This is a genomic window from Streptomyces sp. NPDC026206 (genome assembly GCF_040638465.1).
GTDB lineage: Bacteria > Actinomycetota > Actinomycetes > Streptomycetales > Streptomycetaceae > Streptomyces.
This window is the reverse complement of the sequence record NZ_JBEZYL010000001.1, coordinates 25,850-38,138: the sequence shown is the minus strand read 5'-3', so window position 1 is coordinate 38,138 and position 12,289 is coordinate 25,850. Positions and strand designations below refer to the sequence as shown.

Annotated in this window: 10 protein-coding genes; 6 read left to right on the top strand and 4 right to left on the bottom strand. The window is 74.0% G+C overall.

What is annotated here, in order from left to right; genetic code table 11:
- The first annotated feature begins 145 nt into the window (after positions 1-145).
- The gene (locus tag AB0F13_RS00180) at positions 146-424 is read left to right on the top strand and encodes a DUF2530 domain-containing protein (RefSeq protein WP_362072584.1); all 279 of its coding nucleotides are present in this window, start codon (positions 146-148) and stop codon (positions 422-424) included.
- Between the two features lie 259 nt (positions 425-683).
- Positions 684-3,077 (top strand): HAD-IC family P-type ATPase, encoded by a 2,394-nt coding sequence (locus AB0F13_RS00175; protein ID WP_362072581.1) that lies wholly within the window; start codon positions 684-686, stop codon positions 3,075-3,077.
- 21 nt (positions 3,078-3,098) lie between these two features.
- On the opposite strand, the gene AB0F13_RS00170 is transcribed toward AB0F13_RS00175, so the two are convergent.
- From AB0F13_RS00170 to AB0F13_RS00160, 3 genes are all read right to left on the bottom strand, one after another.
- Positions 3,099-3,290, bottom strand: coding sequence for a DUF1059 domain-containing protein (locus AB0F13_RS00170; RefSeq protein WP_362072578.1), 192 nt, complete (start codon positions 3,288-3,290; stop codon positions 3,099-3,101).
- Between the two features lie 102 nt (positions 3,291-3,392).
- On the bottom strand, positions 3,393-6,686 hold the full coding sequence (locus AB0F13_RS00165) for a molecular chaperone Hsp90 (RefSeq protein ID WP_362072575.1): 3,294 nt from the start codon (positions 6,684-6,686) through the stop codon (positions 3,393-3,395).
- Between the two features lie 335 nt (positions 6,687-7,021).
- A complete protein-coding gene (locus AB0F13_RS00160; protein ID WP_362072572.1) occupies positions 7,022-7,909 on the bottom strand; it encodes a DUF3027 domain-containing protein in 888 nt (295 codons plus the stop codon).
- Between the two features lie 327 nt (positions 7,910-8,236).
- Here AB0F13_RS00160 and AB0F13_RS00155 point away from each other — a divergent pair, with 327 nt between their 5' ends.
- Genes AB0F13_RS00155 through AB0F13_RS00140 form a run of 4 tightly spaced genes read left to right on the top strand, consistent with a single transcriptional unit; the run spans position 8,237 to position 11,714 of the window.
- A complete protein-coding gene (locus AB0F13_RS00155) occupies positions 8,237-9,613 on the top strand; it encodes an MFS transporter (protein ID WP_362072569.1) in 1,377 nt (458 codons plus the stop codon).
- 26 nt (positions 9,614-9,639) lie between these two features.
- Positions 9,640-10,119, top strand: a complete 480-nt coding sequence (locus tag AB0F13_RS00150; protein ID WP_362072566.1) for a DUF2771 domain-containing protein — start codon at positions 9,640-9,642, stop codon at positions 10,117-10,119.
- A gap of 21 nt (positions 10,120-10,140) precedes the next feature.
- Entirely contained in the window at positions 10,141-10,866 is a 726-nt protein-coding gene (locus AB0F13_RS00145) for a futalosine hydrolase (protein WP_362074391.1), read from the top strand.
- Positions 10,863-11,714 (top strand): 1,4-dihydroxy-6-naphthoate synthase, encoded by an 852-nt coding sequence (locus AB0F13_RS00140; RefSeq protein ID WP_362072563.1) that lies wholly within the window; start codon positions 10,863-10,865, stop codon positions 11,712-11,714. The genes AB0F13_RS00145 and AB0F13_RS00140 overlap by 4 nt, the downstream gene beginning before the upstream one ends.
- A gap of 40 nt (positions 11,715-11,754) precedes the next feature.
- On the opposite strand, the gene AB0F13_RS00135 is transcribed toward AB0F13_RS00140, so the two are convergent.
- Positions 11,755-12,138 (bottom strand): cold-shock protein, encoded by a 384-nt coding sequence (locus AB0F13_RS00135; protein WP_136740898.1) that lies wholly within the window; start codon positions 12,136-12,138, stop codon positions 11,755-11,757.
- Positions 12,139-12,289: the final 151 nt, after the last annotated feature.

Genomic DNA, 12,289 nt, shown 5'->3' with positions numbered 1-12,289 from the left:
GGATGATCAAACAAAAGCATCCAGTCAATTCCAGTCCGATTCAGTATGAATAAACAAGCTCCGATTGGCTATCTCCGCGCGTAGACCCCTATGGGGCAAGGCCTCCCCCGACGGGCGGCCCGGCCGGACGCACTAGGCTTACGCCATGACGAAGTGGACACCCACCCACGAGGCACCGGAGCCGCTCGAAGGCCCCGTCGTCGCCACCATCACCGGCGGCACGATCCTGTGGTTCGTCCTCTTCCTCTGCCAGCTGCCGTTCTACGGCTGGTTCCAGGACCACGGGCACCTGTGGTGGCTGTGGACCTGCCTGGCCGGCGGCGGCCTCGGCCTCATCGGCATCTGGTACGTCCGCAAGCGCGACGCGGCCATCCGCCGGCACGCGGCCGCCGAGACCACGGAACCGATCACCCCGAAGGCGTGACCGGGCCGCAGCCCGCACCCGGGGCGTTCACCGGCCCGAGCACCGCCCGCACCCCGGTCGTGAACCGGCCCGAGCACCGCCCGCACCCCGGTCGTGAACCGGCCCGAGCACCGCCCGCACCGCCCGGCACCCCGGTCGTGAACCGGCCCCAGCGCCACCCGCACCGCCCCGCACCCCGGTCGTGAACCGGCCCCAGCGCCACTCGCACCGCCCCGCACCCCGGTCGTGAACCGGGCCGGGCGCCCGTACCGTCGGAATCATGAGCGATCCGGCGCAGACCGCGACTGAGGAGCCACTCCCACCGGGCGCGCACCCCGGCCTGACCGCGCGCGAAGTGGCCGGGCGCGTGGCCCGGGGCGAGGTCAACGACGTGCCCGTGCGGTCCTCGCGCTCCACCGCGGAGATCGTCCGGGCCAATGTCCTCACCCGGTTCAACGCCATCATCGGCGTCCTCTTCCTGATCATTCTCGCCGTCGGGCCCCTCCAGGACGGCCTCTTCGGCTTTGTGATCATCGCCAACACCGCGATCGGCATCATCCAGGAACTGCGCGCCAAGAAGACCCTCGACTCCCTCGCCGTCATCGGCGAGGCCAGGCCCACCGTCCGCCGCGACGGCAGGCCCACCGCCGTCCCCACCGGCGAGATCGTCCTCGGCGACGTCATCGAGCTCGGCCCCGGCGACAAGTGCGTCGTCGACGGCGAGGTCCTGGAGACCGACGGGCTGGAGATCGACGAATCGCTGCTGACCGGCGAGGCCGACCCGGTGCTCAAACAGGCCGGCGACAAGGTCATGTCCGGCTCCTTCGTCGTCGCCGGCGGCGGCGCCTTCGCCGCCACCAAGGTCGGCCGCGAGGCCTACGCCGCCCAGCTCGCCGAGGAGGCGTCCCGCTTCACGCTCGTCCACTCCGAACTGCGCACCGGCATCAGCCGCATCCTCAAGTACGTGACGTGGATGATGCTCCCGACCGCGGTCGGGCTGATCATCAGTCAGCTCGTCGTCCAGGAACACGACTGGCGGGAAGCGGTCCGGCGGATGGTCGCCGGCATCGTGCCGATGGTCCCCGAGGGCCTGGTCCTGCTCACCTCCGTCGCCTTCGCCATCGGCGTCGTCCGGCTCGGCCGCAAGCAGTGCCTGGTGCAGGAGCTGCCCGCCATCGAGGGCCTGGCACGCGTCGACGTCGTCTGCCTCGACAAGACCGGCACCCTCACCGAGGGCGGCATGGACGTCAGCGAACTGCGCCTGCTGCCCGGTGCCCGCGCCGACGAGCCGTACGTACGCCAGGTCCTCGGCGCCCTCGGCGAGTCCGACCCCCGGCCCAACGCCAGCCTCCAGGCCATCATCGACGCCTACCCCGACGGCTCCGGCTGGCGCTGCACCGAGTCGCTGCCCTTCTCCTCCGCCCGGAAATACAGCGGGGCGTCCTTCAACAACCCCGACGCGGAGAGCAGTAACTGGCTGCTCGGCGCCCCCGACGTCCTCCTGCCGTCCGGCGACGCGACGCTCACCGAGATCGAGGAGCTCAACGCCCGGGGGCTGCGCGTCCTGCTCCTCGCCCGCACCGAGCGCGAGCTGGACGACCCGCGCGTCACCGACGGCGTGCGGCCCACCGCGCTCGTCGTCCTGGAGCAGCGGCTGCGCTCCGACGCCGCCGACACGCTGCGCTACTTCGCCGAGCAGAACGTCTCCGCCAAGGTCATCTCCGGTGACAACGCGGTCTCCGTCGGCGCCGTCGCCGCCAAGCTCGCCCTCCCCGGCGCCGGGGCCCCCGTCGACGCGCGCCGCCTGCCGGCCGAGCAGGACGCGATGGGCGAGGCCCTCGACAAGGGCGCCGTGTTCGGGCGCGTCACCCCGCAGCAGAAGCGCGACATGGTCGGCGCCCTCCAGTCACGCGGGCACGCCGTCGCCATGACCGGCGACGGCGTCAACGACGTCCTCGCGCTCAAGGACGCCGACATCGGCGTCTCCATGGGCTCCGGCTCCGAGGCCACCCGGGCCGTCGCCCAGATCGTCCTGCTGAACAACAGCTTCGCCACGCTGCCGTCCGTGGTCGCCGAGGGCCGCCGCGTCATCGGCAACATCACGCGCGTGGCGACGCTGTTCCTGACGAAGACCGTCTACTCCGTGCTGCTGGCCATCCTGGTCGTCTGCACGCGCGTCCCCTACCCGTTCCTGCCGCGCCACCTGACCCTGCTGTCGACGCTGACCATCGGCGTCCCCGCCTTCTTCCTGGCCCTCGCCCCCAACAGGGAACGGGCCCGCCCCCACTTCGTACGCCGCGTCATGCGCTACGCCGTGCCCGCCGGGCTGATCGCGGGAGCGGCCACCTTCGCCGCGTACCTGCTGGCCCGGCACCACTACTCGGGGCCGGGTGCCCTGGACGCCGAGACCAGCGCGGCGACGCTCACGCTGTTCCTGATCTCGATGTGGGTGCTCGCGATCATCGCGCGGCCGTACACGTGGTGGCGGGTGGCGCTGGTGGCGGCCATGGCGGCAGGCTTCCTCGTCGTCCTGCTGACGCCGTGGCTGCAGCGTTTCTTCGCGCTGAAACTCGTCGGTACGACCATGCCGTGGGCCGCCGTGGCCGTCGCCGCCGCGGCGGCGGTGGCGCTGGAGCTCAGCTGGCGGTGGGTGGGGCGCCGCTTTCCCGCCTGACGGCGGGCGTCACGATGCGGCTCAGGACGGGGCCTTCTCGTCCTCCAGGAATTCCTTGAGCTGCTGGCGCAGCTCCGGTGAGTCCTTGTGCTGGTGTACCGAGACCGCGTGCTCGGTGGCTGCGCGCAGGACCTCGTCCTCTTCACCGGAGATGGTGAGCGTGCAGTGCGATTCGCTGGGGAATCGGCGGCAGTCGGCTACTTTTCTGGTCATGGCGGCCTCCCGAATGGGGTGCACTGCCAGGATAGTTCTTTCCCCTCCCCGCCCCTTCCCGCTTCTTGTCCTCAAGCGCCGGACGGGCTGATTTTGCTGCCCCTAGTCGAACCAGCGGGCCCTTGCCAGCTCCTCCGTGCGCGTCGGGTCCTCCAGCAGGGCTGCCGCCTCGAAGCGGCGGGACCAGGCGCCGGACGCCCAGGCCAGGCCCGCTGCCACGCCCTCCAGGGTCGCGGCGTGGAGGACGCCGTCGGGGCCGTAGCGCCAGTCGAGCTCGATGCCGTCGGCGACCAGTTCCTCGTGCTCGACGTACGTGGCGGGCGCACCGGGGAGCAGCGCGCGCACGCCCTCCGGCACCTGCCGCACCTCGCCCTCGTCCGCGAGGACGGACGCCGTGACGGCGCCGCTCAGCCGCCGTACCTGGAGCAGGTCCGCCAGCTCGTCGGCCCGCTCCGGGCGTACGGGCAGCAGCGCGTGCCCGGCCGCCAGAGGCAGCAGGTCCGGGGCGTCCGCGACGACCGCGTCCGCCGCGTCCACGACGCGCACCTCGGCGTCGACGACGGCCCGCAGCTCGTCCGGCAGCGTCACCTCGTCGGGGTCGAGGCCTGCCAGCGCCCCGTACAGGCCGTGCAGCTGGGCCGGTCCCACCGGCAGGTCCGGGTCGGCCAGCCGGGCAAGAAGCTCCGCCGCACCGCCGGGCTCGTCCAACAGGGCGGTCAGCGAGGTGCGTACGCCCAGGGCCCGCAGCACCTGCTCGTCCGCGAGGCCGGCCGCGTCCGCCGCCTCGTACAGCCCCGCCAGCAGCGGGTCACCGCCCTCCACCCGCAGCCCGGCGGGGCGGCGGCCGTCCAGGACGGGGTGGCCGCGCAGCCACCACGCGGTGTACGGGCGTACGGACTCCGTCGTGCCGTCCGGCAGCAGGATGCGGACCGGCGCGGTCAGCGCGTCGCGCAGCGGCGGCCGGGACAGCATGGCGAGGGCCTCGGGCCAGGCGTCGTCGTCGACCAGGTCCAGGTCCCGTACCGCCACGATCTCGGTCGCGACCGGCGGCACCGGGGTGTCGGGCAGCCGGTCCAGGACGTCCTCGCACCAGACGTCGACGGCGTCGAGCAGGCCGGCGTCGTCCGGCTCGGCGAAGTCGCCGTCGCGCGGCTCGAGTTCGTCCGGGTCCAGGACCACGTCCGTGGCCCGTACGAGCGCGAAGTCCGCGAGCACACCCACCGCCGTCAGCGGCTGCTCGCCCCAGCGCTCCGCCAGTTCGGCGTCGCAGGCGGCGAGCTCCCCGGGCCGGATGACGCGCTCGAACGCGCTGCCGGGGAAGACGAGTTCACCGGCCGGGGCGAGCTCGCCGTCCTCGTCGGGGAGGGCCAGGGCGGCCAGCCACGGCTCGTCGCCGGGCGCGAGGTCGGCGTCACGGACGAGCGTGAGGACGACCTCGGCAAGCGTGTCGCTGTCGAGCCCCTCCTCGTCCCAGACGTCCTCGGCATCGAGCGAGCCCGCCACGGCCGCCCGCACCTGCGGGGTGGTCAGGACCGCCCGGGGCGAGCTCGGCGTCGCGCCCAGCTTCTCCAGCAGCGGGTGGGCGGCGTCGGGGTGGGCGACCTTCAGGCCCAGCCGCGACAGCCGCTCCGAACCGGTGGTGTCCGCGGGCGGCAGCAGCACCTGGCGCGGGCCGATGGCGGTGCGGCCGTCCGCGAGCGGCACGGGCAGGCCCGTCAGCCGGTCCGGGTCGACCCCGGCGAGGCTCTCGTAGAGCCGCCACCACCACGCGGCGGCGCGCTCGACGCCGGCGAGACGGTCGATGACCTCGCCCAGCGGTACGCGCGCCACGCCGAGAGCACGCAGCTCCTGGCGCCGCTCCAGGCCGGCGGGCAGCAGGCTCGGGAACAACTCGGCCAGCACGGCGACGGTCTCCGCGCCCGCGCCCTCCACGACCTCGGCCTCCACGGGCCGCAGCGCGGCCGGCTCACCGCCGGGACCGCTGTGCGCGAAGGGGTCGTCCCAGGCGGCGGCCTCGGCGGCGGGGACGGCGCCCCGCCCGCCGCCCGCGGCGGCGCCGGACGGCCCCGGCGTCTGCGTGGCGGCGTCCGGTCCCTCGGTCCAGGGGATGCCCTCCACCCCGCCGCCCGGGGGCGGCGTGGGCTCCTGCTCGCCCGTCCCGGCGGCCGCGCCCGCGCTCGGCAGGAACGCCACGCGCGGCAGCCGTTCCAGCACCCGGCGGCGCAGCTCCGCGTCCAGCGCGCCCGTGGCCAGCGGCGCCGGGACGAGGTCGAGGGTGCCGGTGGAGACCGGGTGCCAGTCCCGCAGCAGTGCGGCGTACGACTCCGCGGCGCGCTCGACGAGGAAACCGGTGAGCGGGCCCGGGGCGGTGTGCCGGCGGGTGGGTTCGAGGGGGAAGCTCGCGATGAGCAGCGCCGGGAGGCCCAGCGGCTCGTCGGTGGGGGTCGGGGCGTGCACGACGGGCGCGGTGGCGGGCCGTACGGGTGCCCCGTCCGCGCCCACGGGAACCGCCCACGTGAGCGACCAGTGGGGGCGCAGGCGCTCCTCGACCGGGCGGTCGGCGAGCAGGGCCGCCTCCAGCGGGCCGCCGGTGCTCTCGACACGCCAGCGGGTGGCGGTGGCCCGGGCGGAGTCCTCCACGAGGACGTACGGGCCCTCCTGGCGACGCGTCAGGGTGCGCCCGGCGCCGCCCGGGGTCTCGACGACCACCTCGGTCAGGCCCGGCAGGGTCAGCAGCAGCGCGTCGTCGATGCCGGCGAGCAGACGGCCGGTCAGGTCCTCGGCGGCACCGTCCCGCAGGGGCAGGACGACGACGGTGTCGTAGCCCTCGGGTGCCGCGCCCTCGGCGGGCAGGGGCAGCCGCAGCAGGGGCACGTGGCCCTCGCGGCGGCGGATCTCCTCCGCCAGCTCGCCGTCCTCCCCCGCCGCCTCCTGCGCGAGGGCCCGCGCCTCCGCGAGGGACCAGCGGACGCCGCCGGTGCGGCCGAGTACGGCGGGCTCGTCGCTGACGGCGAGGACGGCGGCGAAGCCCACGCCGAAGCGGCCGATGCTCCGGTCGCCGCCCTCCCGCTTCGCGGACGCCCGCAGCGTGGACAGCGACTCCACGCCCGCGGCGTCGAGGGGTGCGCCGGTGTTGGCGGCGGCGAGGGTGGCGGGGGCGCCGGCGTTCGCGGCGTGCAGGGTCAGGCGGAGCCGGCCGGGGACTCCGGCGCGGGCCGCGGCGTCGGCGGCGTTCTGGGCGAGCTCGACGACGAGGCGGTCGCGGTAGCCGCCGAGGGCGAGGTCCTCCTCGGCGTTGGCGTCCTCCCGGAACCGTGCGGGGGACGCAGCCCACGCGTCGAGTACGCCGCGGCGCAGGCGTGCGGTGCCGAAGGGGTCCGTTTCCGTGCCGCTCACGTCTTGTGGTCTCCCTGTGCGCGTGGGTGGGTCGGGGCCGGTGGGACGGACCCTTCTGGGGCTGCATTATTTACGGCCCGTCGCCCGGAGTTTCCACGGGAGCCCCCGGCTTGGGCCGCAATTAACGCGTTACGCCCCTGAAGGGCCCATCCCACCCCGTCCCCTCCCGCCGGACGGAGTCTGCGGACCGTGCCACTCGGCCTGCCCCGCGCCACTCTCACGGGTGGGGCGGCGACCGCCCCTCGTTACGACAGGTGGGTGAGCGCCTCATACGGCACCCCCCACCGGCCGTGGTCACCCCACCGGCCGTGGTCACCCACAGCGACCGGCCAGGTTCAGGCGTGACCCAGGTCCGCTTCGTCCTCGGCCGGCTCCTCCGCCCGCAGCGGCATCGGGTCGACCAGCGTCTCGTCCACCACCGGCGGCGCCGGCCGCGGCGCCTTCGGCATGACCGCGGCCTCCGAGTGGCCCCCGCACCCGTAGGACAGGGAGACGACGTGCCCGTCCGCCGGCCCGAACTCGTTGCCACAGATGCCGAACGCCTGCCCGAGGGAGCCGCCGATGGGGACCAGGAAGCCGCAGCTCACGCAGGATGCGGGCGCCGCCTGGGCCATGGGGGTCTTGGGGCCGTGGGTCTCGTCCCAGCGGTCCGCGGCCGTGTGCAGGCCGTAGCGGGACAGGACCCGGGCCCGGCGCATGCCGAGCTCCTCCGCGAGCGCGGAGATCGAACCCCGCACGGGAGCGGTCGGCTGCGCGGACGGCGGGCCGGCCGAGACGTCGGCGTCCTCGGCCTCCGCCAGCTCGGCCATCTCCTCCGAGATGACGGAGTTCGGCGGCGGGACGTCCTCGCCGGTCCAGCCCGGCTCCAGGCGCAGGTCGTCGGCCTCGGTGGGCAGCAGGTCGCCGGGGCCCATGTCGCCGGGGCGCAGCCGCTCGCTCCACGGCACCCATTCGGGGGCCAGGAGGGCGTCGGAGCCGGGCAGCAGGACCGCCTCGTCGAGGGTGACGTTCTTGGCGCGGGAGGCACGGGCGACGGTCACGGCCCAGCGCCAGCCGCGGTAGCCGGGGTCCTCGCAGACGAAGTAGTGCGTGACGACGCGGTCCCCGTCGGCGACGGCCTCTACGTGGTCGCCGACCTTCCCGGGCAGTGCGGCCTCCTCGGCCGCCGCACGGGCGAGTTCGACCGCCTCGGCGCACAGGCGGTCCGGGGTACGGCTTCGCATCGCAGCACTCACAAGAATCGATTCTCTCTTCCACGCCGTCTCACGAGTGCGCCAGCCGAACGGTCGGGGCGACGGACGGAGCGGACCGTTGGACCGCGTCGACGTCCGCGCCCGAACGGCCTCGGGCGCACCTGTCATCACCCATTCTGCGGGATGGGGACTCGGGGTGCGGCCAAGAGTGGCGGCCGGTGGCGCGCTACGCACGCTACCCCGCGCGACCGCCCGGGGGATACCCGGGCCACGGCGTGCCCCCGGCAACCTGGTGTGCGCGCCCCGCTCGTGCGCCGAAAGTGCCATGCGCGGGTCCAGTTGGGGCAGTATGGCGTGGTGGGAGCCATCCGGTCAGCCGAAGGCGGCCCGCTCCGCCGTACGGCCCGGGGCGTCGGCCGTTTCTTGCGCGCCCCTTTCTCCAAGGCCGCCCGGGGCGTCCGGAAGGCCACGAACGCGCACGGTGCGGGCGAGTCCGGCCTGGGCAGGCTGATCGAGCTGCACGCGGTGAACTCGGCCGGCGACATGATGATCACAGTGGCGCTGGCGTCCACGGTGTTCTTCTCGGTCCCCACCGACCAGGCGCGCGGCCGGGTGGCCCTGTACCTGGCGATCACGATGGCGCCCTTCGCTCTGCTGGCGCCGGTGATCGGCCCGCTGCTGGACCGCATCCCGCACGGCCGCCGGGCGGCGATGGCGGGCGCGATGCTGACGCGGGCGGTGCTGGCGCTGATGATGTCGGGCGCGGTGGCGACGGGCGGCCTGGAGCTGTATCCGGCGGCGCTGGGGGTGCTGGTGGCGTCGAAGGCGTACGGGGTGGTGCGGTCGGCGGTGGTGCCCCGGCTCGTGCCGCCGCGGATCGCGCTGGTCAAGGCGAATTCCCGGGTGACGCTGGGCGGGCTGCTGGCCACGGGCCTGGCGGCCCCGCTCGGTGCGGGGCTGCACCAGCTGGGGCCGGCCTGGCCGCTGTACGGGGCCTGCACCGTCTTCGCATTCGGCACATATCTGTCCCTTTCGCTGCCGCACAAGGTCGACTCGGCCAGGGGTGAGGCCCGGGCCCGGCTGACCGCGCCCGAGCACCGGCACCATCTGACGAGGCAGCGGAAGCGGCGCAGGCCGCCGGGCCTGCGCACGGTGGGCGCCTCGGTGCTGCACGGCCTGCAGGCCAACGGCGCGCTGCGCATGCTGTCCGGCTTCCTGACGTTCTTCCTCGCGTTCCTGCTGCGGGTGCATCCGCTGGGCGGCCTGAGCCCGGCGCTCTCGCTGGGCATCGTGGCGGTGGCGGCGGGTGCGGGCAACGCCCTGGGGACGGCGATCGGCGCGCTGCTGCGCTCGCGCGGGCCGGAGAAGATGATCGCGCTGGTGCTGACGGTGACGCTGGGCACCACGATCGTCTCGGCGGCGCTCTACAACGGGTTCTTCATGGTCGTCGTGGCGGCGGTGGCCGGGATCTCGCAGGCGCTGGGCAAGCAGTCGCTGGACTCCATGATCCAGCGGGACGTGCCGGAGGAGGTGCGGACCTCGGCGTTCGCCCGTTCGGAGACGCTGCTGCAGATGTGCTGGGTGGCCGGCGGGGCCATCGGCATCCTGCTGCCGCTCAAGGGAGTGGTGGGCATGTCGGTGGCCGCCGGCTTCCTGGCACTGGGTGCGGCCACTGCCGTACGGGGCCTGCTGACGGCCGCCCGGCGCGGCTCGCCGCACCCGCGCGTGGCCTGAGCGGAGGCGCCCGATAGCCTGCCCGCATGACCGCTGCGATTTTCCGGGGCAGGCGCCGCCGCGCCGCTGCCGCCGTGGGTGCCGTGACCTTCGGGCTCGTCGCCCTCTCCGCCTGCGACAAGCCGACGCCGCTGGCGACCGTGACCGTCGGTTCGACCACGGTGACCGCCGGGGCCGCCTGCTACAACGAGGGCGACTCCATCGCCAACGACAAGTTCGCGGAGTGCCTGCAGAACGGCTCGGGCAAGACCGTCAAGGCGTCCATGGAGGACAAGGTCCGCTTCGGCGTCGACCCGAAGATCGCCGATGAGGGCTGGACCCTCTTCATCAACGGCCGGCCTGCCGAGCAGGAGTCGAACACCAAGACCTACCGGACCATCCCGGCCAGCGCCTTCTTCTCCTCCGGCCAGGGTCCCTCCGTGAAGAAGACCCGGGTGAGCATCGTCGAGGCGTCCTCCGGCAAGGCCCTGGGGGTCTGGCACTTCACCCTCGAACGCGACTCCTGACGCCCTGTGGCCACCCCGCCGATGCGCGTCCTGGTCGTCGCCGCAGTCACGGCGGAACGTGACGTCGTGACCGCCGCCTGGCCGGACACGACGGAGGTCGCGCTGCCCGGCGCCGTGCTGCGCCGGGCGACCCCGGACGGTGCCGGGGGTCCGGTGCTCGACGTGCTGGCCGCCGGCGTGGGCCCGGCCGCGGCCGCGGCCGGGACGGCGACGGCGCTGACGGCCGCCGCGCTCGCGGGCGAGCCGTACGACCTGGTGATCTCGACGGGCATCGCGGGCGGCTTCGCGGCCGCCGTGCCGGTCGGCGCCGTGGTCGTGTCCGACGCGATCGTCTCCGCCGACCTGGGCGCGCAGTCGAGCGCCGGCGGCTTCCTGTCCGTCGCCGAGCTGGGCTTCGGTTCCATCACGCACGAGGTGCCCGAGGCGCTGGTGCGGACGGTGGCCCGGGCCACCGGCGCGGTGCGCGGGGACGTGCTGACGGTGTCGACGGCGACCGGTACCGCCGAGCGGGCCGCGGAGCTCGCACAGCGTCACCCGGGGGCGGTGGCCGAGGGCATGGAGGGCTTCGGGGTCGCCGAGGCGGCACGGGCGCACGGCGTGCCCGCACTGGAGCTGCGTGCGGTCTCCAACGCGATCGGGCCGCGCGACCGGAGCACCTGGCGCATCGGCGAGGCGCTGGGCGCGCTCTCGGGCGCCTTCCGCAGGCTCGCCCCCGCACTGACCGACAAGCCGGAGGTGTCCGTATGAGCAAGCCGCTCCAGATCGCCTACTCCCCCTGCCCCAACGACACCTTCGTCTTCGACGCCTGGGCCCACGGCCGCGTCCCCGGGGCGCCCGCGCTCGATGTCACCTTCGCGGACATCGACGTGACCAACGGCATGGCGGAGCGCGGCGAGTTCGACATTCTGAAGGTGTCCTACGCGGTGCTGCCGTGGGTGCTGGAGGAGTATGCGCTGCTGCCCTGCGGCGGGGCGCTGGGGCGCGGCTGCGGCCCGCTGGTGCTGACCGGGCAGGCGCAGCGGCCGGCCGGCCTGTCCGGGAAGACCGTGGCGGTGCCGGGCGAACGGTCGACCGCGTACCTGCTGTTCCGGCTGTGGGCGGCGACCGAGGTGCCCGGTGGTGTGGGCGAGGTGGTCGTGATGCCCTTCCACGAGATCATGCCGGCCGTGCGCGACGGCAAGGTGGATGCCGGTCTCGTCATTCACGAGGCGCGGTTCACCTATCGCGACTACGGCCTCAGCTGCCTCGCCGACATGGGCGAGCACTGGGAGGACACGACCGGGCTGCCCATTCCGCTGGGGGCGATCATCGCCAAGCGGTCGCTGGGGGCTCCGGTGCTGCGGGAGCTGGCCGAGGCGGCGCGCGCGTCGGTGCGGATGGCCTGGGACGATCCGACGGCCTCGCGTCCGTACGTGCTGGAGCACGCGCAGGAGATGGATCCGGCGGTGGCGGACCAGCACATCGGGCTGTACGTCAACGAGTTCACGGCCGGCCTGGGCGAGGCCGGTTACGCCGCGGTGCGTGGGCTGCTGACCCGCGCCGCGGCCGAGGGGCTCGTACCGCCCCTCGGCCCGGACGCGCTCAGCTTCGTGTGATTCCGGCTCGTGTGGTTCCGGCCGGGTTGCGGCCGGCGGGCTAGACGTCGAGCTGGTCGGCCACCGCGCGGAGCATGCCCGCGATCTTGGAGCCGTGTGCCTTGTCGGGGTAGCGGCCGCGCTCGAGCTGCTGGGTGACGTTCTCCAGGAGTGTGGTGAGGTCCTGGACGATGGAGGCCAGTTCGTCGGGCTTGCGGCGCTGTGCGGCCGCTACCGACGGGGCGGGGTCGAGCAGCGTCACCGTCAACGCCTGGTCACCGCGCTGGCCTGCCACGACGCCGAACTCCACGCGCTGGCCCGGCTTGAGGGCGTCGACCCCGTCCGGGAGCACCGAGGAGTGCACGAAGACGTCTCCGCCGTCGTCGCGGGAGAGAAAGCCGAAGCCCTTCTCGCTGTTGAACCACTTGACCTTGCCGGTAGGCACGTCTGTCCTCGTCCTCGTGTCTCGTCGGATACCGAAAAAGCCGAAATATCTGAAAAATCTGCAATCAACAGAAAAACAGCTCTGGATAGCACTACAGCGGGCCGCAAGACCCGCCACCCCCAAGGCTAATGGTCCCGGGCCCGGTGACAAG

Excerpts from the sequence above, each read along its gene's own strand:
- AB0F13_RS00180 (WP_362072584.1), top strand. The coding sequence starts at position 146 with ATGACGAAGTGGACACCCACCCACGAGGCACCGGAGCCGCTCGAAGGC.
- AB0F13_RS00175 (WP_362072581.1), top strand. The coding sequence starts at position 684 with ATGAGCGATCCGGCGCAGACCGCGACTGAGGAGCCACTCCCACCGGGC.
- AB0F13_RS00170 (WP_362072578.1), bottom strand. The coding sequence starts at position 3,290 with ATGACCAGAAAAGTAGCCGACTGCCGCCGATTCCCCAGCGAATCGCAC.
- AB0F13_RS00160 (WP_362072572.1), bottom strand. The coding sequence starts at position 7,909 with ATGCGAAGCCGTACCCCGGACCGCCTGTGCGCCGAGGCGGTCGAACTC.
- AB0F13_RS00150 (WP_362072566.1), top strand. The coding sequence starts at position 9,640 with ATGACCGCTGCGATTTTCCGGGGCAGGCGCCGCCGCGCCGCTGCCGCC.
- AB0F13_RS00145 (WP_362074391.1), top strand. The coding sequence starts at position 10,141 with ATGCGCGTCCTGGTCGTCGCCGCAGTCACGGCGGAACGTGACGTCGTG.
- AB0F13_RS00140 (WP_362072563.1), top strand. The coding sequence starts at position 10,863 with ATGAGCAAGCCGCTCCAGATCGCCTACTCCCCCTGCCCCAACGACACC.